Raw genomic sequence first — 23,205 nt, forward strand, 5'->3', positions numbered from 1 at the left:
GGTGCCGACAGAGGGATGCGTTCATCTTTCTGCAGAACTGATGTCATGAAAAAGCACTTGACTTGAAGTTCACTTTAACTTGTAGAATAGTATCATTGATTTTATCCATTGATTTTATCATCATAGAGACATAAAAATAAAGGAGAAACAGAATGAATCAGAAATGGACAGCCCTGCTTGTGGCTTTAGGACTGACTGCTGCCGTCACTGCGGGCTGTGGAAACCAGGCGGCCCCTTCATCCAGACAGGCCGCTTCCGGCCCTGTGACGGAGACCATGAAGCCCTTTAACGTACACCAGGTGGTGGCAGGAGACAATGAAAAGGGACGGACTGTCATGTGGGAAATGCCTACGGATAAGGAAAATTCTCTGGAATATAGAAAGAAAGGAACCGAAACCATTTACAGCGTTTCCGCTTCCGGTGAAAGGCTGGAAGGAAATCGGGGCATTTCTAACGGCACTGTATATACAGCAGAGCTGAAGGGGCTGGAAAAAGGGACGGATTATGAATACAGAACAAGGGAAGAAAACCGGGTGAGCTCCTGGTATCCCCTTCATACCGATAATGGAGGCCCTTTCAAGGCCATTGTGACCTCTGATTCCCAAAGCTCCGATTATACGGACTGGAAGAATCTGATACATCAGGCAGCTAAGGACAATCAGGACGCGGCTTTCATGATTGCTCTGGGAGATCTGGTAGACAATGGGGAAGATGAATACCAGTGGCAGACCTGGTTTGAAAGCAGCGGGGATCTTCTTTCCCGCATCCCCGTAGCACCGGCGCTGGGCAACCACGAAGCCTACTCTCTGGACTGGAAGAATCATATGCCCCAACGCTATCTCACCCATTTCAATCTGCCCGATAATGGAAATAAGAATTTGAAAAACCATTACTATTCCTTCGACTGGGGCAATGTGCATTTCACCGTACTGGATACATCGCTGTATGAAGAAAAAGAGTGGCTGCCGGATCTGTATGAAAAAGAAAAGGTATGGCTGGAAAAGGATCTTCGGGAAACAAAACAGAAGTGGAAAGTGGTGCTCATGCACAAAGATCCTCTGCAGTATGGCTTTGCTGATGAAAATCGTCCCCACCGGGAAGAGGGCTTTTCGGAAGAAGGACAGGCCTTCATGCCTTTCTTTGACAAGTATGGCGTGGATCTGGTGATTTCTGCGCACCTGCATACCTATCGGGACAGAGGTCATATCTATGATTTCAAGCGGTCCGACAAGGGGCCGGTATATGTCATTGACGGCCTTTCCGGCAACGTACGCTATCCGGATCTGTGGAAACAGCATGCACTGGATCAGTACGTGGCTCCCCAGCCGGAAAGTGATAACTATTCCATTCTGGAAGCGGATGGCAGCCAGTTGACCCTGACCGGTTATCTCCCCGACGGTACCAAACTTCACGAAACAGTAGTTAAGAAGGGAGAATAGGGATAGGCATACCGATTCATTCAGCGGCCCGGGAAATATAAGAATTTTCCTGCTGCGGTGTCATGGATTTACTGCAGGCCATGAAAGTACAGGAATCACAGGAAATCATCATTGTATAGGACGCCTGCCCTTTCCAGCTGCTTTCTCTGGAAGGCAGCTGTAGGAAACAGGAAAAACCAAAAGAGGCTGTGAAAAAATGGTAATCATTTTTTCACAGCCTCTTTTTACTTTTCATGAACTATATGCCAGTTTCGGAGAAGTACTTTTTTCCCTCTCCAGGCGAAGGCGTAATTTTTATAGGTTTTATCGAAGGCTCGGTTGGACATGGATTCCATCATTTCTTTTGTGAGGAAGGGAATCCGGTTTTCCCGGATTTCAGGAAGGGGAGAAGGCGGCGCTTTCCTGTTGTAGGGGCAGCAGTTCTGGCAGCCGTCGCAGCCGAAAATAAGGGGAGTTTTTCGGATGATGTCCTGCTCTTCTTCGGTGAGGTCTTCTTTTTTCTGGGTGAGATAGGATTTGCAGTGCCAGGGGTTGAAGGGCTCTTTCCCTATGATTTTCCCAGGGCAGGCCCTTTCACAAAGGCGGCAGTCTCCGCAGGAAAGGGTGAGGGGGGTATCGGGGGAAAGGGGAAGGGTGGTGAGAATGGCGCCGATGGTGACATAGGAACCGTACACCGGATGGATGAGGCAGTGGTTTCTTCCGAAGAAGCCCAGCCCTGCGGCGTAGGCCAGCCACCGGTCCACCATGGGGGACGTGTCGGTGAGAGCTTTGAAACGGGCCTGGGGAAAGGCTTTTGCTGCCACCTCTATGATGCGGTCCATGTACCGGTGATTGACCCGGTGATAGTCTTCGCTTCGGGCGTAGAGGGCAATGTTTCCCATTTCCCTTTCTTCCGTTTTATAGGGAAATAGAATGACAAAGAAAGAGCGGGCACCGGGAAGGAGGCTTTCCGGCGAAAGCCGTTTTTCTGCTTCCGCCGGTGCGAAGGGGACGGGGCCGGCTTTGGAGAGAGCCTGAGAAAGGTCCTTTGAAAAATCAATGCTGCAGGCGCCGCAGGCGGTGAGCCGAAGAGATCGGGCGGTTTCCAGGAAAAGTGTTTTCGGATCCATGGGAATTTCCTTTGAAATGAATAAAGCGGCGCTTTCAGGGCGCCGCTGCTTTTATTTAACCATTCGTCTGGCCAGAAGTTCGCTGACCCTCTCCGTAGGCATATCATCACTGTCGTAAAGAAGTCCCTTGGGACTCTTGATGATGAGTCGGTCCATGAGATTCTGACTGATGAGGTCATTGGTGGCAGAGAGGAAGGCCATGCAGGCTTTGTCGTGATAGTCCTTCGTAATGAGCCGGGAAAGGCCGGGAGCTTTCAGCCGCTGCTGAAGGAAGAGCTGATGAATCGCTTTCCAGCTTTCCTTTTTCGGGCAGGCCCGAAGGAGTACGCAGATTTCATAGCCCATGTCTTTCAGGTAAGAAATATAGTCCAGCGTATGGGCCACGTTTTCCAGAGAACCTTCCTGGAGGATGTGGTACCGGCCTTCTGCAGCCTTTTTCATGGTCAGGTCCGACAGGTATTTCCCCTGTTCTATGGAAAAGCAGGCGCAGTACTGGCCGTATTTCTTAAGCAGCTGCCGGAAACGGGGGTGGAATCCCCGGAAATTATCACTCATGGACTGGATGATATTACCGCCGTACTCTTCGATAATCATGGAAGACATGCGGGTTTTTCCGGAACCGGGCTGTCCGGCAATGATGAAGGCCATGGGGTGCTTCTGATTTCCCGTTTTGTTTTCCTTCACCGACGGCCAAACAGTGCGCTCAAAGAGGTCATTCATTTCATCCTCATGAAAGCCGCTTTCCCTCTCAGCCATCTGGCGGGCAAGCTTCATGTTCACCGGACGGAAAATCTGGTCCGTCATGTAACGGGTTTCTATATTATATGCTTCCTGGAGCATGCCTACCTGGGTAGACATGGGAAGACCGTGTCCTTTGCGGAGCTCAATGAGTGACATCTCGCGGATGGTGGTGCGCCAGAGACTGTACAGACGGGACTCATCAGCCCTGTCGATTTCCACTTCATCTTTCACGGTCCAAAGCAGGTTGTGGATGGTGGTAAAAATTTCCGCATTCACTTCCAGTTGGATTCCCATAGGGGTAATTTCCGCAGATTCACTTAATTCGCTGATTGTCCGCTCGTCATAGGGCATAGCCTGACCAACTCCTTTTCTAAATACAATATACTATTATCAATCATAACAAAGAGCAGGGGATTTGTCTATTTTTTTAATGGGGAGTGGGGAATGGAGACTGGGGAGTGGGGACTCGGGAATGGGGAGTCGGGAGCCGATGTAGGGACCAGCTGTCCGCTATCCGCTTACCGCTTTCCGAATTTGCTTATCGTTTTTTTAAATGATTTGAACAACCAACTGGGGACTCGGGAATTGAGAATCGGGAGCCGTCAGCGGACAGCCGATAGCGGATAGCCGGGAATGGGGATTGGGGAAGCGTTTTTTCATGGATAGACCGATTTCTGATTTTATCGGTTTTCTTTGGATAGGGATTTCTTTAATTGTTTCAAATCTACGGCATCCGGTGTCTGCAGGAGGGGCGATGAGTTCCAGGGGTGGTCATATTTCACAAGACATTCGGTAACCGATTCATAGGCTGCTTTTGCCAGGGCGGCGCCCAGTTCGGAGAAGGGGCCGGCGTCGGTGAAGAGAGGGCCGCTGGGGTCGGTGATGAAGGTAATGCCGTCGGTGCCGGTTCCGGTGGCAGGAAGACCGTTATTGACATCGGCAATGCCCAGGTCCTGAAGGGCGGCGGTTTTCCCTTCGGTCAGGGTGATGAAGGCCCTGGCCATAATGCCGTCGGGGAGGCGGCCTTTCAGGAGTACCATCATGTTGATGGTGCCCAGGGGCGCAAAGCGGCCGTCCTCTTCCCGGTAGAGGGCAGGGGAGGAGGCGCGGCAGGCAGTCTTCTCCACGCCGCCGGTGGTTACAATTTCCACGGTTACCGGGCCGGTTTGGATGATTTTATGGGAATAGAGGCTTACAGTGGCAGCGGTAAGGAGGACGGCGCTTTCTTCGGGATCCGCAGTCAATCTTCTGGCACACTCTTCCAGATAGGCTGATACGGAGCCGCCGGGGAAGTCTTTTTCCGATGGGTAATAGTGAGTGAGCCTGTGGTTTAAGGCATAGCGAATGGTTCTGAGTCCACCGCCGTAAATGGCGGTGGAAAGGGAGCTGAGCGGCCGGTTTGAGCCAATGAGCAGGTTATCGTCTGATACGGACAGAAAACATCCTGGAATGGCAAGTTCTATTTCTTCCATCATATTCTCCTTTGCATTTATAGTAATGTTATTATACTATGGGTACCATGGTATGATTGAAGTGAATCCGAAAATATGATACCATGTAACTGAATTTATGTCAGTTTATGAGAATGAGGAGATTTCATGGTTATTATTCCTTATATAGTGCTCGCTGCGGTAGCAGCGCTTTTCTTTGCCGTTTCCTACTTCATTATCTGCGGTTTCCCCATGAAGCGCAGAAAAGCAGAAGAAATGGAGAACGGAGTGGAGGAAAAGAAGGGGCTTCCTGATTTGGAAAAGGAGAAGAAGCCTCCTGTCCATAAGGCCGCTCCCGTGGATGATGCTACCCGGATTATTCCTGTGAAACCGAAGCGCCCCGCTCCCGTGCGTTTTGATGAGGAGGAAGAGGAAAAGACGAAAGTGTTCACCAGGAAGGATTTTGGCGAATCCAAAGCCCGGGATGCCTTCTCTGCTGCCAGTACCGGCAGTCCGTTCCCGCCGGAAAAAGAACCTCATGTGTTTACTTCGGCGCCGGATCTTACATCGCTGGAGGAATACTTTGTCCGTCATTTCCTGAACCGCTACGGTGCTGTTTCTTCTACGGTGGAGCAGGATACCCGCCGGGTCACCCAGCATCTCATCGAAGGGCTCCATATGAAGAACCGGGAAGCTGTGGATACGCTGACCCATATTATGGTGCAGGAAGCCATGCAGAACGCCCAGCGCACCTATGTGATGATGCCTACGCCGACGGTGCTGGAAATGGTGACCGATGCCTTTTCCGACGTAGCCAGAGGCAGCCGGTCTGATACGAAGACTATCCTGGCCTATGATGCACTGAAGGCCATGCCCCGCATGGAGGAAAGTGAATTCCATGCCCTGGCGCTCCTTCTCATTTTCCACTATTCCAGAAATACGGACAATGTGGATGCAGAACATTTGAGAAAGTATGCGGAAAAGTACATTACGCCCTTCCTTTACAAGCTGCCCGATGAGTATACAGGCTATCAGCAGCTGGAGTATCTCCACTGCGTATCTCTGGCCAATAAGGACATTCCCTTCGGCCAGGTGCTTCATGAATCCTATCCTTTGATTTTCGCCTTCCGGGGCTGCATGAAGAGTGAGCTGGCTTCGGTGTACAGCGCCTGGCCGGAAGGCACTTTGGTGCCCAGTCTCTATAATTCCTATATCAAGCCGGCGGCAGTGGATGAATCCACCCTGGCAGGTCTCTTTGATGACATGGGTCTGGATGATGAGGTTACCAGAAGGAGCATCCTGGCGCTGGTGGAATCCCGTCCTGTGAATTATGACCGGAAGGAAATGGGATATATTCTCAGCAAGGTGTCCCCGGATCTGGAGAAGCTGCAGAATATCTGGGATAACAGCATGATCCGCCGTTCTTCCCTCACTCTGATGGGCATGTACATTGCAAAAATCTGTATCCGTGAAACCATTGGCGAAGATTTCGATCTCAGCCACTGGATGTAACTCCATGATAAAAAGAGCTTCCTTGCGCCGGTTGGCTTTGGATTGGGGAATATTCAAAATCTGCCGTCCTGCGGCAGATTTTCTTTTGTTTCCAAAAAGCGGGGCAGGGATTGGATTTCATAAGTCTTTTGACGGAGTCGTCAACGTTTCTATCATTTGAAAAGGTGGGGTAACATGGGAATCTTTGATATCATTGGACCGGTGATGGTAGGGCCTTCCAGCTCCCACACCGCCGGAGCGGCCAGAATCGGGCAGACCGCCCGGGCTATCCTGGGGGAACCGGTGAAGGAAGCCAGAATCACGCTTTACGGGTCCTTTGCAAAAACCGGCAAAGGCCATGGCACCGACCGGGCTCTGGCAGCAGGCCTTATGGGCTATTCGCCGGACAGCGGCACCATTCGCGATGCTTTGAACATAGCGAAAGAGAAGGGCATCGATATTTCTTTCTATCTTTCGGAAGAGGATATGGGCCATCCCAATGTGGCCAGGATTGAAGCCTACGGCATTCACGGTGCCCATGTGGTGGTGGTGGGCCGCTCCCTTGGCGGCGGCCGCATTATGGTGACCAATATCGACGGTTACGATGTGGAAATCACAGGGGAAGAGTATACCCTCCTCACCAGGCACTATGATAAGCCCGGGGTGGTGGCAAAGGTGTGTGAAGAGCTGGCTAAAGAGAAGATTAATATTTCCACCATGCGTCTTTTCCGCAAGGGCAAGGGAAGCGATGCGGTCATGATCATTCACACTGACCAGCCTGTACCTCCGGCAGTGGCGGAAAAAGTGAAGAATTCCAACGAGAACATTACCTACGTCATGGCTTTGGATATTATTTGAGGAGGGCTTTATGGAATATCATTCTATGAAAGAACTGTTTGCCGTGGCAGACGCAGAAAAATGCTCTCCCGGCATTATTGCCTGCCGTGTGGAAGCAGAAGAAAGCGGGAAAAGTTATGAGGAAATCTGGGCCCGCATGAAATATACCATTCCTATTTTCAGGGAGTCCATCCAAAAGGGACTGTCCGATACCTCCAAATCAGCCAGCGGCCTCGTGGGCGGCGATGCAAACCGCCTGTTTACCGGACACATGCGCTTCATTTCCCCTCTGTGCCAGCGGGCTGCCTCCTATGCCATTGCTACGGCGGAGGCCAATGCGAAAATGTACCGCATCGTAGCCTGCCCTACAGCAGGCTCCTGCGGCATCGTTCCCGCTGTCCTTTCTGCGGTGGCGGAAGAAACCAATGCTTCCATGTATGACATCACCTGCGCCCTCTTTACAGCCGGCGCCATTGGCAGGGTGATTGCAGAAAAGGCATCCATTGCCGGTGCCGTAGGGGGATGCCAGGCCGAATGCGGCGCCGCCTGCGGCATGGCCGCGGCAGCTGCGGTGGATCTTCTGAAAGGGTCCACCAGGCAGATAGGAAATGCCTTTGCCCTGGCTCTGAAAAATATACTGGGTCTGGTATGCGATCCGGTAGGGGGACTGGTGGAAGTGCCCTGCGTGAAGCGAAACGCCTTTCACGCAGTCCATGCCCTTCTGGCGGTGGAAATGGCCATGAACGGCATCGAAAGCGTCATCCCTCCCGATGAGGTAATCGAGGCCATGGGGGACGTGGGACGACGCCTCCCCGTAGAATTGAAGGAAACTAGCCGCGCCGGCCTGGCAGTTACGAAGACAGGCCGCAGAATCAATGAGGAAATCCTGAAAAAGTCGGCTATGGTGAAATAGCAGGAGTATCTATGCAGCAGGACGGAGTACGTTTTTTAGAAAAAGAAATCACAGAGATTAAAGTGGCAGTGATTGGCGATATGATGACTGACCGCTATATTACAGGCAGGGTGAATCGCATTTCTCCGGAGGCTCCGGTGCCGGTGAACCTGGTGGAATCCCAGCGGGAAGTACCCGGCGGCGCTGCCAATACGGCAGCCAATCTGGCGGCTCTTTCCTGCCAGGTCTATGCCTGCGGTATGAAGGGCCATGATGCGGACGGAGCGGTGCTTACCTCCCTCATGGAACAGGCAGGCATTGATATGTCCGGTATGATTTGTGCCGAGCATTACCACACCACTGCCAAAATACGGATCCTTGGCGCCCGTCAGCAGATGATGCGCCTTGATTACGAGGAAAAGAAGAATCCTTCTCCTGAAGAATGCTGTTTTGTGCTGGAATGGCTGGAAAATCTTCTGGCCCGGGGTCTTGGGGTCATTGTCCTTTCCGATTACGGCAAAGGCATGATTACCGCCGGACTTTCAGAAAAGGTGATTGCTCTTGCCCGGACATATAAGGTACCGGTGCTGGTGGACCCCAAGGGGTCCGACTGGACCAAGTATGACGGCGCCTTTGGCATTACGCCTAATCTGAAGGAACTGTCGGACTGCGTGGGCAGAGAAATTCCCAATGATGACAAGGCAGTGGAAGAAGCAGGGAAGAAAGTGCGGGAAAAGTACCATCTTACCCATCTTTTTGTCACCCGGTCGGAAAAGGGCATTACCTGCATCAGCGAAAAGGGTGCCATTCATCGGGCTTCCGCCGCCCAGGACGTCTTCGACGTATCCGGCGCCGGTGATACGGTCATGGCTGTCACCGCCTCCGCCGTGGCCGCAGGTCTTCCGATGGATACTATTCTGGAACTGGCCAACAAAGCCGCCGGTATTGCGGTTTCCAAAGTAGGGACCTACCAGGTCCGGCGGGAAGAACTGATCAGAGCCTGGAACAGGAAAGGGGAAGTACGTCTTTCCTACCAGCCTCTGACCTGGAAAGAAGCGGAACAGAAGGTACGTTTCTGGAAGGAGAGGGGTGAAAAGGTGGTTTTCACCAATGGCTGTTTCGATATCCTTCACCGGGGTCATTTGACCTATCTGCAGCAGGCCGCTTCCCTGGGGGACCATCTGATTGTAGGCCTGAACAGTGATGAATCGGTGAAAAAGCTGAAAGGTCCCGAACGTCCGGTAAACAGCGAAGAAGACAGAAGTTTCATGCTGGCCTCCCTTCGGAGTGTGGATGAAGTGGTTATTTTCGGTGAAGATACACCGGAAGAGCTGCTGTCCCATCTGAAACCGGATATTCTGGTAAAAGGCGGAGACTACAAAGTAGAAGAAGTGGCAGGAAGGCAGTATGCAGGGGAAGTGAAAATCCTTCCCTTCGTGGATGGTTACTCCACCACCGGCCTCATTCATAAGATTCGCAGGGACTAAGCCATGGAAGAAAAACATTATCAAGTGGACCTGACAAACAAAACCATTGTCCTCATTTACATGCTCTATTTCGGAGACATGGTTTCCATTTCCCCCTTTCTGGAAGTGCTCCGCCGGGAAGCGAAGGGCTCCAGAATCATCCTTGTCATGGATGCCCGTTTTCAGGAATCGGTGAAATACAATCCCAACGTGGATGAAATCATTCCCTTTGACCGCCACGGTAAGGAAAAGGGGATGGCTGCCACCTGGAAGCTGGGAAAGAAAATCGGAAAACTTCATCCGGATATCCTTCTGACCCTCCACGGCACCACCAGAAGCACCCTCCTGGCCCTGGCCATGGGGCCAAAGCACTGGGGCGGAGAAGAGGGGACCCGGATAGATTCCTTTTTCATGGACTGGCCCATGACCATTGAAACTTATAATTCCCATGCCGTGGACAAGTATCTGAAGGTACTGGAAAGGCTGGGGGTGAAAGATCTTCATCACAGCGGCATGCGTACCTTTACTTCTCCGGAATGGGACAGGAAGGCCCGGGCGTTTTATGAATCCCGGGGCATTCAGCCGGGTGACAGGCTGGCAGGTTTTTCCGTGGGAAGTTCCACGGCAGAAAAGAACTGGCCTGCAGAAAAATACGGACAAGTGGCTGACCATTTTGCGAAAAAAGGGCTGATTCCCGTTTTCTTCGGCGTGCCCTCGGAAATTCCTCTCATTGAAAAGGCAGTAAGCGCCATGGAATCGAAAAGGTACATTGTGGCAGCAGGAAAGCTCTCCATGGGCGAATTCATGGCAGCTGCCGGGCGCTGCTCTCTGGCTTTTACCAACGACAGTGGTCCCATGTACGTGTTCGACAGCCGGGGTGTACCGACCATTGCCATGTTCGGCCCCAGCAACGCCAAATTCCACCATCCCCTGGGCCCCTGCTCCAAAGCCCTTTCTTCCTGGGATATGCCCATGGGACCGGAACATGTGAATAAAACCATAGCTTCCGGAAACTATACTCCCATTTCAGAAATCACCACAGAAGAAGTGATAGCGGCGGGAGAAGAGGCCCTGACTAAGTCGGAAAAGATGAAATAGCGTGCTGGCAGGATATGATGGAACCAGGCTCTATCTGCGAAGGAAGACAGGGCATAAGCACCGGACAGGCACGCCCTTTCCACAGGAGAGGCCATATCCCTGCGGCGAAGCCGCCACCACAGCCCTCGGACTGAAAGGTGTCAGACTTAAGAACCCTCCGGCATGGAGGGCTGGTCCATTTTAAGAACCCTCGGGGCGCAGCACCGTCCCCTTTCCCTGCGGCACCTTTTTCCTATTTGCATGAATGCTTTCTTATGATGGAGAAAGCATTTTTTTGTTGAATATGATATAATCTACATGCAAATATAAAAATATTTCTATCAATTACGGGAGGCTCTATGCACCTTCTTTCTCTATTTCCTGCGCTGCAGGTCAGAAATTATCGAATATTCTGGATGACCCAGTGGATTGCGCTGATTGGATTCTGGCTTCAGCTCACTGCCCAGCAGTGGCTGGTATATACCATGACGGATTCTGCTTTTCTGCTGGGGCTGCTGGCTGCCTGCCAGTTTGCACCCAGCCTTTTTTTCACCCTTTTTACAGGGCTTTGGATTGATAAGCACAATAAACGGAAAATCCTTCTGGGAACCCAGCTTTTCTACCTTCTTCAGGCATCCCTTCTGGGTCTTCTTTTGTGGACCGGCCATGAAACCTATGGCTGGATACTGTTCTTTGCTTTCTTCATCGGTACCATTGACAGCTTTGACATGCCTGCCCGCATGGCCTTCATGCCGGAGCTGGTGGGGAAAAAGGCTCTTCACAGCGCCATCAGCCTGAACTCTGCCAATTTCAACATTACCCGTATGGCTGGTCCTCTTCTGGCAGCGTTCCTCTTGAAATATCTTTCCTACAGTACTATTTTCTTCATGAATGCCCTGTCCCTGATACCCATTATTTTTGCCTACAGCCGCATGGATGTGAATTCCGTCATCACTACAATGGAAGAACGGCATCCTCTCCATGAAATCAGGGAAGGTCTGATGCAGGCGAAAAACAATCCTCTCATCTACAAGAACCTTATTGCCGCCGGCATTGTGAGCGGGCTCATACTGAACATGGGCACCTACGGGCCTCTTTTTGCAGACCGGGTGCTTCATGCCGGTATTGACGGCTTCGGCTCCATTCTTTTCGCAGCCGGTGCCGGTTCCATGGTCAGCGGTCTTCTAGCAGGGGCGTCCCGGAATCATCTTTCCCATGGTATGATTTTCGGATCCGCCATCCTCTGCGGCCTGCTCCTCATGGCAGTGAGCTTTGTGCCCTATTTCATCCCGGCCCTGATTCTTTTCGGACTTCTGGGCTTTTTCGTCATCGCCTTCATTGTGAACTGCAATACGGTGATCCAGATGGCATCGCCCAAGGAATTCCTGGGCCGCATCATGGGACTCTATACCTTCGTATTCCTGGGAAGTGCGCCCTTTGGCTCCCTGCTGGTGAGCGCCATTATTGAAGGGGTGGGGACTTCCCTGGGCCTTTGCCTGGTAGGAGCTTTGGAAATCGCACTGCTTCTTCTCTTCGCACGGCCTGTCAAGGAAAAGAAGGCGTTGATTCATTCATAGAGCTGTCCTCATCAGGATTTGTATGCATGGCGGTTCATGGCACTTCTTACCTAGCCAGGCACCCTTATTTTTCTTGAAGCAGCTATAAAATTCTTCTTAAGCAGGCTCCTTGCCTTTTAATACGGTTTCCGCTATACTATGGACATAGAATTTCAGAAAGGCAAAGGCGCTGATAGAAATCAGTGCCTTTTTGCTTTCGGCGAAGATGCTGCCCCATGGCAGCATCTTTTTGTTTATGGGGGATTGAATGGATTATTATTTTATATAGTAGACAGGAAGATTTCCTGTCAAACAGGAGGTGTTGATGATGCGAAAGCCAAAGATCGGGGTTATGCCGCTGTGGGACGAAGAAAAGGAAAGTATCTGGATGCTGCCGGGATACATGGATTCCATTAAAGAAGCTGGCGGAATTCCCGTCATTCTTCCTCTTCATCTGACAGAAGAGGAATTTGGAGACATGGCAGAGGACTTTGACGGGTTCCTCTTTACCGGCGGACAGGATATATCGCCTTCCCTCTATGGCGAAGAGAAACGGCCGGTCTGCGGGCCGGTGTGCCCGGCACGGGATGAGCTGGAAACTATGGTGTTCCATTACTGCTGGGATCATGATGTGCCGGCTCTTGGTATCTGCCGGGGCCTGGAACTGATGAATGCTCTCTTGGGCGGCAGCCTGTATCAGGACATTGCTGCTGAATGTCCCACCCTTCATGCTCCGAACCATGTCATGGACTTTGCCTATGACTGGGTGGCTCATTTCAACAGCATCCTTACCGGAAGCCCTCTCTATGAAAGACTGGGTGTGAACTTCCTGGGCGTGAATTCTCTTCACCATCAGGCAGTGAAGAAGCTGGCGGAATCCCTGAAGCCCATGGCCGTATCGGAAGACGGTTTGGTGGAAGCGGCCTATGCACCGTCTAAGAAATTCCTCTGGGCTGTACAGTGGCATCCGGAATACTCCTATACCTACGACGGCTTGGATATGGCTATTTTCGAAGCCTTCACCGAAGCCGCCGGCAGCCGGACGGTTCACGGCCTCTCACCTTTCCTCCCGCCGGACCTCACCACCCATGACACGATTCGCCTGGGGTAGGGGATAATAAATAATATATGATCATTAAAAGTGGCGTCTTTGAAAGAAGGACGCCACTTTTAAGGTGCGGTCAGAGGCACCGGGGTGCCGGATTAAAGGGGCGGTCTTCTTCCTTTAAAAGGAGAGAGAATGCTGCGAAGGAGGTGCCTGCTCTCGCACCCAAAGGGCGCCCTGCCTCTTGCATTCTCTTTTTCTTTCCCATACAATAAAGGATACCTGTAAAGCAGGACAGGTATCCTTTATTGTTTTTCTAAGGAGGGCCTATGAATTCCTCTTCGTCTCCGGTATGGAAAGCACTGCATGAGGCTTTTCCCTGCACCATTCCCATATTTGCAGGGTTCTGGTTTATTGCCTTTGCCTATGGCTTTTATATGTATACCCTGGGCTTTTCTTTTATATATCCTACCCTTATGGCTATGTTCATATTTGGCGGTTCTCTGGAATTTGTGACGGTATCCATGCTGCTTTCTTCCTTTGCGCCCTGGCAGACGCTGGTGGTGGCACTGACGGTACAGGCCCGGCATCTGTTTTATGGTCTGGCCATGCTGGAAAAGTACAGGGGAACGGGATGGAAGAAACCTTTCCTGATTTTCTGGATGTGTGACGAAACTTTTGCACTGAACTATTCCGCCACCATTCCTTACGATGTGGACAGGGGCTGGTACTATTTCTGGGTGTCTTTCCTGGATTATACCTACTGGGTTTCCGGCGCCATGATCGGCGGCCTGCTGGGATCCCTTGTTTCTTTTGATACAAAAGGCCTTTCCTTTGTGATGACTACCATGTTCCTTGTGGTATTTCTGGAGCAGTGGCTGAAGGAGGGAAAGCATTACACGGCCCTCATCGGCCTTGCCGCTTCGATACTCTCCCTTCTTTTCTTCGGAAAGGATGCCTTCATTATACCTGCCATGGCAGGTATGCTTCTGGTGCTTACCCTGCTTAGAAAGCCCATAGAGAAAGCGGGTGGATTTTTATGACGTCCATGCCTTTGTGGCAGCAGATAGCGACCATAGCTCTCTGCGTTCTGGGAACCATGACTACCCGGTTTCTTCCATTTCTGATTTTCAAACCGGGAAGCCGTCTTCCCGGCTATGTGAAATACCTGGGGAAAGCACTTCCTTCCGCCGTTTTTGCCCTGCTGGTGGTGTACTGCCTGAAGGATGTTTCCCTCCTCTCCGGCAGTCACGGCATTCCGGAAGCTCTGGGCATGGGGCTCACGGCTCTATTGCATCTCTGGAGACGGCAGATGCTTCTCTCCATGGCAGGGGGCACACTTTTTTATATGTTTCTGGTGCAGTATATCTTCTGACGAGAAGAATCAGCAGCTCAGGGAGAAAAGGGAAAACATGGCACAAAAAAAGAGTACCTGTAAGTACTCTTTTTTCCATGGTGACCGGTATGGGATTCGAACCCATACTCTCTGCGCTGAGAACGCAGCGTCTTAACCGTTTGACTAACCGGCCATGTATGACTTATTATACATGAATCGTCGCCTGAATGCAAGAGTTCTATTGGAGGAAAAAGATTCTCCATCTCCTGAGATTTATGAAAGACGGGCTCCCTCCGGGTGTGCTATAATTTCTGTAAGCTGATTTTGATATGGATGAAATCATCATTTCCTGAAGAGGAGGCAGGTTATGAATATAGAAGCAAAAAGAAAATATATGCTGCTCTGCATTGTGATTCTGCTGATTGCAGCCATTGCGGCAGGGACTTCCGATTTCTGGAAGGACAGCGGCGTGGAAAACGCCAAGCAGGGCTATGTGGCGGTGATTCGTATAGATGGCCCCATTTACGGCGGCCCTGACACTGATTCGATTCTCTCCGGCAGCAGCGGTGTGACCAGTGAGCAGATTATGAAAGAGTTCCAGACGGCCCGGAAGGATCCCCAGGCCAAGGCCATCCTGGTGCGCATCAACAGCCCCGGCGGTTCTACGGGAGCTACCCAGGAAATTGCAGAGGAAATGGATAAGATCAGGAGCAGCGGCAAACCCATTATTATTTCCATGGGAGATATGTGTGCTTCTGCCGGCTACTGGCTGGCCAGCAAGGGCAATTACATCTTTGCATCTCCTGCCACGATTACCGGCAGCATTGGTGTGTACATGGATTACACCAATGTGGAAGATCTGATGGACAAGCTGGGCATTAAAAATGAAAAAATCAAGAGCGGCGCCCATAAGGATATCCTTTCCATGTACCGTCCCATGACGGGGGAAGAAAAAGAAATGGTGCAGACCATGGTGGATGATATTTACAACCAGTTTGTACAGACTGTGGCAGACGGACGCAAAATGGATGAAAATAAGGTACGCTCCATTGCGGATGGCCGGATTCTCACCGGCAAGCAGGCCCAGGACCTGGGACTGGTGGACGCCATGGGCAATTATTACGACGCTTTGAGCTATGCAGCTTCCAGCGGCGGCATTCAGAGTGAAAATATTCCGGTGAAAAGTTATGGCAGCGGTGTTTCCCTGAAGGGCATCCTTTCCGGCGAGGCCAGAAATCTGTCCGGTGTCTTTGGAAAGGCGCTGGCCGATTCCTTCAAGGAGTCTGTGGCAGGCTCTTCTGTGCCGTCTATGAAGTAAGGAGGATTGTATGAATCAGTTACTTGATATGGCTATGGCCCTCATCATATCACCCCGGCAGGCCTTGATGGAAATCACTAACGAGGAAAAGCTGAAAGAAGGATTCTTCATCTGGATATTTGTGGTGCTTCTCATGGCCCTCTCCCTGTTTCAGCAGGGGCCGGGGCTGGTGATGCAGTTTCTTCTCATGGTTCTCTTCATGGGGGCAGCCCTCCTGGTGCACAGCGCAGTGATCGACTATATTTCCGGCTTCTGGGGCGGCATGGGTACCGCCAGAGGTATTACGGCAGGATTCATGGCGGCTTCTCTGCCCATGGCCTTTTCTGTTTTCTTTACCTTTCTGGCCGAAGCGGGGTTGGGCGCTCTGTCCGGCATAGGAAGCTTTGCCATCTGGATCTGGTCTTTCTACCTGGATGTGACGGCCATTGGACAGAATTATCGTTTCCGCCCGGGAAAATCTTTCCTCATTGCCTTAACCCCTTATATCCTCATTGTGATTTTCTTCATCGCCCTCATGGCCCTCGGTGTGGCTGCGGCGGTGGAAGGGATTGCCAATATGCAGGATATGCAGAGTCTTGAATCTATGATCACCCAGATGTAAAATAGAATCAAATAGTTGGCAGAGGCGCCGGAAATCATATCCCGGCGCCTCTGCCTGTTCAATTTCAAAAAGATACGGTTTGTGATATAATATGAAACGTATGTATAACTTGGATTGGATACACGCAGTTTCCCTATACAAATGAAAATCTTGAATCAGTATGAATATAAGGAGGAATACCATTTATGTGCGGTATTGTAGGTTATGTAGGCAGTGGAAATGCCACGAATTTTCTGATTGACGGACTCCGCCGCCTGGAATACAGAGGATATGATTCTGCAGGCATTGCGGTTTATGAAAATGGAAAAATCAACATTGAGAAAAAGCAGGGCCGCCTGGTGAATCTGGAAAACGAGCTGAAAAAGCATCCTCTCCAGGGCCATATCGGCATCGGACATACCCGCTGGGCTACTCACGGCAAGCCTTCCGACAGAAATGCCCATCCTCATGGAGACTGCCACAATCATTTTGTGGTGGTTCATAATGGTATTATTGAAAACTATCTGACTCTGAAAAAGGACCTTATGGAAAAAGGCCACGTTTTCAAGTCCGAAACGGACACGGAAGTGGTAGCTCATCTTCTGGAAGAACTGGACGATGGCAATTTCCTGTCTACGGTCCGCAAAATGCTTTCCATCATCGAAGGCTCCTACAGCCTTGTGATTATGGACAGCTCCTATCCTGACACCATTATCTGCACCAAGAAGAACAACCCCCTCATCATCGGTCTGGGCAAAGGAGAAAACTTCATTGCCTCCGATATTCCCGCTGTGATTAACCATACCAGGGACATCTACATTCTGGATGATGAAGAAGTGGCGGTAGTGAAAGCTGACCAGGTCTCCATCCTTGACAGAGATGGAAAACCGGTGAAGAAAGAAATCCAGAAAGTGACCTGGTCTGCCGAAGCAGCAGAAAAGGGCGGTTATCCCCATTTCATGCTGAAGGAAATCTTCGAACAGCCCAAAGCAGTCCGCGATACGGTGCAGATCCATCTGAACAAAGACGGCTCCGTCACATTCCCTGATCTGGGCTGGACAAAGGAATGCTTTGAGAATATTGACAATATTCTTATTACGGCCTGCGGCACCGCCTACCATGCAGGTCTGGTGGCCAAGCACTACATTGAACGGTTCGTAAAGATTCCGGTTTCTGTGGAAATCGCGTCGGAATACCGCTACAGCAAACCCCTGACCACCAATCGCACCCTCTGCATCGTAGTGAGCCAGTCCGGCGAAACCATCGATACCCTGGAAGCACTGAAAGAAGCAAAGAAACATGGCGCCAAAAGTCTGGCCGTGACTAACTCCATCGGCTCCTCCATTGCCCGGGAAGCAGACCATGTCGTCTATACTCTGGCAGGGCCGGAAATCGCCGTAGCTTCTACCAAAGCCTATACCACCCAGCTGGTGGCACTCCTCATGCTGGCCCTGTACATGGCACAGCTCAGAGGCACCATTTCCATGGACCTCATCCATAAGATTACTGATGGATTGAAAGACCTGCCCAAGCAGATTGAAAAGGTACTGAAAGAAAAGGACCATATGGCTGAAGTGGCAGACCGTCTCATCAAAGCCCATGACATTTTCTATCTGGGCCGTTCCATCGACTATGCCATCGCCATGGAAGGGGCACTGAAACTGAAAGAAGTATCCTATATCCATGCAGAATCCTACGCAGCCGGCGAACTGAAACACGGCACCCTGGCCCTCATCACCGCCGATACCCCTGTGATTGCCGTAGCTACCCAGGATGCGGTAAGCTCCAAAATGTACAGCAATATTCAGGAAGTCAAAGCCCGGGGCGCTGAAGTCCTCGGCATCGGCTATGAAGATGATAAAGAACTGGGCAAGTACACCACGGAAACCGTACGGATTCCCAGAGTGGACTTCTTCATTGCCCCCATTCTGTCCGTCATTCCTATGCAGCTTCTCGCATACTATACCAGCGTGAAGAGAGGAAACGATGTGGATAAGCCAAGAAACCTGGCAAAATCAGTGACCGTGGAATAAGAAATACATGGGGCACAGGCATCCTTCGGGGCCTGTGCCTTTTCTTTCTATCAGACACGGTTGCGGAAACCTGTTTTTAAGCATAAAATAAAGAAAGTATATTTCATGGATAGGAGTTGTCATATATGAAGAAGATTATTTTAACCGGCGACCGTCCCACCGGACACCTTCACGTAGGTCACTATGTAGGATCCCTCAGAGAACGGGCAGCCCTCCAGAATTCCGGCAAGTTTGATGAAATTTACATCGAAATTGCTGACGCCCAGGCCCTGACGGACAATGCGGATAATCCTGAAAAAGTCAGGAAAAACGTACTCCAGGTCGCTTTGGACTACCTTTCCGTAGGTATCGACCCCGAAAAGTCCAATATCTTTATCCAGTCCCTGGTACCGGCCCTGCCGGAACTGACCATGTACTACATGAACCTGGTCACCGTATCCCGCCTGGAAAGAAACCCCACGGTGAAAGCGGAAATCCAGCAGAAACATTTCGAAGCCAGCATCCCCGCCGGCTTCCTCTGCTATCCTGTCAGCCAGGCAGCTGACATTACCGCCTTTGACGCCACTACCGTGCCGGTAGGGGAAGACCAGGAACCCATGCTGGAACAGACAAGGGAAATCGTACGGAAATTCAATGATATTTATGGCGAAACCCTGGTGGAGCCGGAAATTGTCCTGTCCACCAATAAAGCAAGCCTCCGCCTGCCCGGCATCGACGGCAAAGCCAAGATGAGCAAATCCATCGGCAACTGCATTTATCTCTGCGAAAAACCGGAAGACATTGAAAAGAAAGTCATGTCCATGTTTACCGATCCCACCCATCTTCGGAGAGACGACCCGGGCCACGTGGAAGGGAACCCCGTCTTCACCTACCTGGACGCTTTCTGCAAAGATGAATATTTCGCAGAATTCCTGCCGGAATACAAGAACCTGGACGAAATGAAAGAACACTACACCAGAGGCGGTCTGGGAGACGTCAAAGTCAAACGGTTCCTTAACAACGTGATGCAGGCAGAACTGGCTCCTATCCGTGAACGCCGCCAGCACTGGGAACAGCACCTTGATGATGTGGTGGATATCCTCAGGAAAGGCACAGAAAAAGCGGCTGCCAAAGCCGATGGCACTCTCCAGAGAGTGAGAAAGGCTATGCGGATTAACTACTTTGAAGATGGCAACCTGTTAAAATAAAATCATATCTGTATAAAGGACGAAGGCTTCGGCCTCCGTCTTTTTTTATGCTGCAGGAAAAGGGGCAGCGGAAGAGGGGATGAGGGGACTAGGCATATGTATTAAGTTCATATATATCCACAAAGGTTAGAAATAAATTAATTAATAGTAACTTCAGGTAACTAATTAATTTTAAAACCCCTTTTTATAAGGTATATGAACAAATTGCTTTTTACATCAATGTTCAAATAGATATAAGGAAATAGGCAGAATTACTACAGTATCATCGCTTTTTTATTATTTCAATAGGGCGGTTTTATCATTTATAACTTTTCAAAGATGAAGGTCGTGCTCTACTTTCAAAACTTTCGAGGCGTATCGATAAATACTATTGCATTCGGGGAGGCAATGCATTAACATAAGACATATTAATTTTCTTGTGGTTTATGGGATTATATCTTTTTTCTGTATAGGATTTTGTATTTTCTTCGTGTCACCTGGCCATAGACCGGCAGTCTGTGTACCATTTTTGATCAAAGGAGATTTCATGAATAAAGTTTACAAGGTGGTTTGGAATCGCACAAAACATTGCTACGTTGTAGTTTCTGAACTGGCGAAACGGACAGGTGACGCGCCTGCTGAACAGCACGCTGAAGCTGTCCGGTGGAGCTGATACCACGAAGCTCACCGACGAAAACATCGGCGTAGTAGCCAATAGCTCTGGTGATGGTCTTGATATCAAGTTGGCTAAGGACCTGACGAATATCGACAGCATCACTATGACGGGCGGCCTCACGCTCAATAGCGCCAATGGTTCGTCGACAATCACGGGCCTGACGAATAAGAGTGTCAATTTGCCTGACTTTGGCAAAGCTGGCCGGGCTGCTACAGAAGAACAGCTGCAGCAGGTGAAGGGCAGTATCACTGACGCTCAACAGGGCGGCGGCTTCGGCTTGGCAGATGACAAGGGGAATGCTGTCAAGGCAGACCTCGGCAGTACCATTGGCCTCCATGGGGATGGCAATATCACGACTGCTGTTTCCGACGATGGCAAGTCGCTTAACATCGGCCTGAAGAAAGATGTTGACCTCGGCAATGATGGCTCCATCAAGGCTGGCGGTGTGACCATTAACAATAAGGGTATTGATGCAGGCAGTCAACAAATTACGAATGTTGCCAGCAGAGCTACTGGAAAAATGATAAGGGCAACGCTGTTTACGGCAATGATTCTAACGCGGCCAATATCGGCGATGTGAAGACCCTTGCCGGTGAGGCTGCCAAGACGGAAATTGGCAAGCTGGGCAGCCGGGACTTTGTCGGAGACGACGGAGAAACCGTCTCCAGAGGTCTGGGCGAATCCATGAAGCTGTCCGGCGGCGCGGATACTAAGAAACTCACGGATGGCAACATCGGTGTGGTGGCCGCTGAGGACGGCCTGGATATCAAGCTGTCCAGTGAACTTACAGGGCTGACCAGCGTTACCACAGGAAATACCACCATGAGCAGTGATGGAATCAAGATTGCCTCTGCCGGTGAAGGTACCCATGCCGTGGAAGTTACAAACAGCAATATCTCTATGGGCGGCCAGCAGATTCACGATGTGGCACCGGGGACCAGTGATACCGATGCGGTGAATGTAAGCCAGCTGAAAGGTCTGGTCAGCGGCGTAGATGGAGCTGTCAACAAGCTGAACAATCGCCTGAACCGGGTTGGCGCCGGGGCAGCTGCTCTGGCGGCGCTTCATCCGCTGGATTTCAATCCGGAAGAAAAGTGGAACTTTGCTGCCGGTTTCGGGCACTATGTGAATGCCAATGCCGGTGCCATCGGCGCCTTCTACCAGCCCAATGAAGATACCCTCTTCTCCCTGGGCGGCAGCTGGGGTGGCGGAGAAAACATGGTCAATGCAGGCGTCAGCATCCGCCTGGGCCATGGAAACTCCATCATAGGTTCCCGTACCGTTATGGCCAGAGAAATCATAGCCTTGAAGCAGCAGGTGGAAGCACAGAACCTGAAGCTTAAGGAAAATGAAGATTTGAAGGCCCGACTTGCCAAACAGGACCAGGAAATCGCAGAACTGAAAGCTATGGTTCTTAAGCTGGCGGCTAAAGGCTGATTTCATAGATGCAGAGTAAAAACACCCGAAAGTGATTCTGAAAGAGTCACCTTTCGGGGGTTTTTATATGGTCTTTATCTGCCCGCAGCGCTGCGAACAGGGCAAGGTGTTCTGCTCTATTCCATGATAAAACCCCTGGCGCCCGAAAATCAGCGATTTCCAGACATCAGGGGTTCAGTAAGGCGCGGGAATTGTCATCACCTATCCCTGGATTTTTTCCATTTCGGAAAGAGGCAGAGTGTCTCTCCCTTTAGAGCCGCTTATGAGAAACACCAGGGTACCTGCAGCAGCAGAAATGGTGGAAGCCATAAGAATGGAAAATTTGGCCAGGTTCAGGAGGCCGGGATCCGTGAAGGCGATGGAGGCAATGAAGATGGACATGGTAAAGCCGATACCGCCGAGCATGCCGGTAGCTGCCAGCTCCCGGGGAGAGGCTTTGCCGGGAATGTCTATATGGCCTATTTTATGGAGAAGGTAGACAGAGCCGAAGATGCCTACCGGTTTTCCAAGGAAGAGTCCCGCCAGAATGCCCCAGGGGAGGGGGGAAGTAAAGTCCAGAGAAGCAAGGGAAATTTCTACGCCCGCATTGGAGAGTGCAAAAACGGGCATGATGAGATATGCAGACCAGGGGTGAAGTCTCTTCTCCCACTGATGAAGCATGGATACTTTGCAGTTCCCTTCTGCCGGAATAGAAAAGCCCAGAATGACTCCGGCTATGGTGGGGTGGATGCCGGCTTTCAGGAAAAAGTACCATGCCACAAGGCCTAAAGCTAGATAGGCCGGGAAGAAACGGATTTTCAAGCGGTTTAAAAGGAATGCGCCGGCAAGAGCTGCCAGTCCGGAAGCCAGGGCTATCCATGCAAGGTCCGTGCTGTAAAAGAGGGCGATGACGACAATGGCGCCTAAATCATCTACAATGGCCAGGGCCGTCAGGAAGACCACCAGCCCCGGCGGTGCGCTTCTGGCTGCCAAGGTCATAATGCCCAGGGCAAAAGCAATATCGGTAGCCATGGGAATGCCCCAGCCGCCGGAGGTTTCCGTGCCAAAATTCAGAAGGCTGTAAAACAGGGCCGGTACCAGCATGCCGCCCAGTGCCCCGCAGACGGGAAGAATCATGGCAGATTTGGTGCGGAGTTCTCCATAGAGGAATTCCCGTTTGATTTCCAGGCCCACCAGGAAGAAGAAAACGGCCATGAGCCCGTCATTGACCCAGTGAAGAAGTCCCATTTCCAGGGAAAAAGGTCCTATGCCGATGGCGATTGGCGTGTGAAGGCTGTGCTCATAGGCGCCGCCCCAGGGAGAATTGGCTATGATGACAGCCAGGATGGCACATATGAGAAGAATGACACCGCCCGATGCTTCGGAACGCAAAAAGGAAAGAAATGTGGTGCTCAGGGATTCGATTTTTCGTCTCATAGTCAGCTCCTTTCAAGAAAACGAAATATTCTATTCAAATAATAGCATATAATACATATAATGTCATTACACATTACGAAATATTTATGTATTGCATTGAATACTATATATTTAAATGAATTTGATAAATAATAGATAGGTACAGGACTGGGAGGACGGG

At 50.8% G+C, this 23,205-nt stretch carries 21 protein-coding genes and 1 tRNA gene; 17 read left to right on the forward strand and 5 right to left on the reverse strand.

Annotation, left to right across the window (positions count from 1 at the left end; genetic code table 11):
* The first annotated feature begins 152 nt into the window (after positions 1-152).
* On the forward strand, positions 153-1,439 hold the full coding sequence (locus HMPREF9453_RS01405) for a purple acid phosphatase family protein (RefSeq protein WP_008858778.1): 1,287 nt from the start codon (positions 153-155) through the stop codon (positions 1,437-1,439).
* A 224-nt stretch (positions 1,440-1,663) separates the two neighbouring features.
* Here the strand turns inward: HMPREF9453_RS01405 and HMPREF9453_RS01410 are convergent, their stop codons facing one another.
* The 3 genes from HMPREF9453_RS01410 to HMPREF9453_RS01425 form a co-directional block, all read right to left on the reverse strand.
* Complete coding sequence (locus HMPREF9453_RS01410) at positions 1,664-2,548, reverse strand: epoxyqueuosine reductase (RefSeq protein WP_008858779.1); 885 nt, start codon at positions 2,546-2,548, stop codon at positions 1,664-1,666.
* Between the two features lie 51 nt (positions 2,549-2,599).
* Complete coding sequence (locus HMPREF9453_RS01415) at positions 2,600-3,583, reverse strand: zeta toxin family protein (protein ID WP_232217303.1); 984 nt, start codon at positions 3,581-3,583, stop codon at positions 2,600-2,602.
* A 386-nt stretch (positions 3,584-3,969) separates the two neighbouring features.
* Positions 3,970-4,761 (reverse strand): adenosylcobinamide amidohydrolase, encoded by a 792-nt coding sequence (locus HMPREF9453_RS01425; protein ID WP_008858781.1) that lies wholly within the window; start codon positions 4,759-4,761, stop codon positions 3,970-3,972.
* Between the two features lie 126 nt (positions 4,762-4,887).
* Here HMPREF9453_RS01425 and HMPREF9453_RS01430 point away from each other — a divergent pair, with 126 nt between their 5' ends.
* From HMPREF9453_RS01430 to HMPREF9453_RS01470, 9 genes are all read left to right on the forward strand, one after another.
* Positions 4,888-6,231, forward strand: coding sequence for an LPO_1073/Vpar_1526 family protein (locus HMPREF9453_RS01430; RefSeq protein WP_008858782.1), 1,344 nt, complete (start codon positions 4,888-4,890; stop codon positions 6,229-6,231).
* A 174-nt stretch (positions 6,232-6,405) separates the two neighbouring features.
* The gene (sdaAB, locus tag HMPREF9453_RS01435; RefSeq protein WP_008858783.1) at positions 6,406-7,068 is read left to right on the forward strand and encodes an L-serine ammonia-lyase, iron-sulfur-dependent subunit beta; all 663 of its coding nucleotides are present in this window, start codon (positions 6,406-6,408) and stop codon (positions 7,066-7,068) included.
* 10 nt (positions 7,069-7,078) lie between these two features.
* Complete coding sequence (gene sdaAA, locus HMPREF9453_RS01440) at positions 7,079-7,960, forward strand: L-serine ammonia-lyase, iron-sulfur-dependent, subunit alpha (RefSeq protein WP_008858784.1); 882 nt, start codon at positions 7,079-7,081, stop codon at positions 7,958-7,960.
* An 11-nt stretch (positions 7,961-7,971) separates the two neighbouring features.
* Positions 7,972-9,426: a D-glycero-beta-D-manno-heptose 1-phosphate adenylyltransferase gene (gene rfaE2 / locus HMPREF9453_RS01445; protein WP_008858785.1), complete on the forward strand. Its 1,455-nt coding sequence runs from the start codon at positions 7,972-7,974 to the stop codon at positions 9,424-9,426.
* A 3-nt stretch (positions 9,427-9,429) separates the two neighbouring features.
* Entirely contained in the window at positions 9,430-10,503 is a 1,074-nt protein-coding gene (locus HMPREF9453_RS01450; RefSeq protein WP_008858786.1) for a glycosyltransferase family 9 protein, read from the forward strand.
* Between the two features lie 338 nt (positions 10,504-10,841).
* Positions 10,842-12,059, forward strand: a complete 1,218-nt coding sequence (locus tag HMPREF9453_RS01455) for an MFS transporter (protein WP_008858787.1) — start codon at positions 10,842-10,844, stop codon at positions 12,057-12,059.
* Between the two features lie 304 nt (positions 12,060-12,363).
* Positions 12,364-13,149 (forward strand): gamma-glutamyl-gamma-aminobutyrate hydrolase family protein, encoded by a 786-nt coding sequence (locus HMPREF9453_RS01460; RefSeq protein ID WP_008858788.1) that lies wholly within the window; start codon positions 12,364-12,366, stop codon positions 13,147-13,149.
* A 263-nt stretch (positions 13,150-13,412) separates the two neighbouring features.
* Positions 13,413-14,126, forward strand: a complete 714-nt coding sequence (locus HMPREF9453_RS01465; RefSeq protein WP_008858789.1) for an AzlC family ABC transporter permease — start codon at positions 13,413-13,415, stop codon at positions 14,124-14,126.
* Positions 14,123-14,458 (forward strand): branched-chain amino acid transporter permease, encoded by a 336-nt coding sequence (locus HMPREF9453_RS01470; RefSeq protein WP_008858790.1) that lies wholly within the window; start codon positions 14,123-14,125, stop codon positions 14,456-14,458. Before HMPREF9453_RS01465 ends, HMPREF9453_RS01470 begins: the two co-directional genes overlap by 4 nt.
* A 78-nt stretch (positions 14,459-14,536) precedes the next feature.
* Here HMPREF9453_RS01470 and HMPREF9453_RS01475 read toward each other — a convergent pair.
* Positions 14,537-14,612: transfer RNA gene (locus HMPREF9453_RS01475), tRNA-Glu, on the reverse strand.
* A 174-nt stretch (positions 14,613-14,786) separates the two neighbouring features.
* Between HMPREF9453_RS01475 and sppA the strand changes: the two genes are divergently transcribed.
* From sppA to HMPREF9453_RS01505, 7 genes are all read left to right on the forward strand, one after another.
* The gene (gene sppA, locus HMPREF9453_RS01480; protein ID WP_008858791.1) at positions 14,787-15,737 is read left to right on the forward strand and encodes a signal peptide peptidase SppA; all 951 of its coding nucleotides are present in this window, start codon (positions 14,787-14,789) and stop codon (positions 15,735-15,737) included.
* A gap of 10 nt (positions 15,738-15,747) precedes the next feature.
* Entirely contained in the window at positions 15,748-16,338 is a 591-nt protein-coding gene (locus HMPREF9453_RS01485; protein WP_008858792.1) for a YIP1 family protein, read from the forward strand.
* 185 nt (positions 16,339-16,523) lie between these two features.
* Positions 16,524-18,350 carry a glutamine--fructose-6-phosphate transaminase (isomerizing) gene (glmS, locus tag HMPREF9453_RS01490; protein ID WP_008858793.1) on the forward strand — a complete coding sequence of 609 codons (1,827 nt, stop codon included), beginning with the start codon at positions 16,524-16,526 and terminating at the stop codon, positions 18,348-18,350.
* 125 nt (positions 18,351-18,475) lie between these two features.
* Positions 18,476-19,537, forward strand: a complete 1,062-nt coding sequence (trpS, locus tag HMPREF9453_RS01495; RefSeq protein ID WP_008858794.1) for a tryptophan--tRNA ligase — start codon at positions 18,476-18,478, stop codon at positions 19,535-19,537.
* A gap of 526 nt (positions 19,538-20,063) precedes the next feature.
* Entirely contained in the window at positions 20,064-20,189 is a 126-nt protein-coding gene (locus HMPREF9453_RS12395) for an ESPR domain-containing protein (protein WP_008858795.1), read from the forward strand.
* Complete coding sequence (locus HMPREF9453_RS01500) at positions 20,143-20,772, forward strand: hypothetical protein (RefSeq protein WP_008858796.1); 630 nt, start codon at positions 20,143-20,145, stop codon at positions 20,770-20,772. The genes HMPREF9453_RS12395 and HMPREF9453_RS01500 overlap by 47 nt, the downstream gene beginning before the upstream one ends.
* Complete coding sequence (locus tag HMPREF9453_RS01505; RefSeq protein ID WP_008858797.1) at positions 20,769-21,629, forward strand: YadA C-terminal domain-containing protein; 861 nt, start codon at positions 20,769-20,771, stop codon at positions 21,627-21,629. The genes HMPREF9453_RS01500 and HMPREF9453_RS01505 overlap by 4 nt, the downstream gene beginning before the upstream one ends.
* A gap of 201 nt (positions 21,630-21,830) precedes the next feature.
* On the opposite strand, the gene nhaA is transcribed toward HMPREF9453_RS01505, so the two are convergent.
* Positions 21,831-23,045, reverse strand: coding sequence for a Na+/H+ antiporter NhaA (gene nhaA / locus HMPREF9453_RS01510; protein WP_008858798.1), 1,215 nt, complete (start codon positions 23,043-23,045; stop codon positions 21,831-21,833).
* Positions 23,046-23,205: the final 160 nt, after the last annotated feature.

The sequence above is a fragment of the Dialister succinatiphilus YIT 11850 genome (assembly GCF_000242435.1).
Taxonomy (GTDB): Bacteria; Bacillota; Negativicutes; order Veillonellales; family Dialisteraceae; genus Dialister; species Dialister succinatiphilus.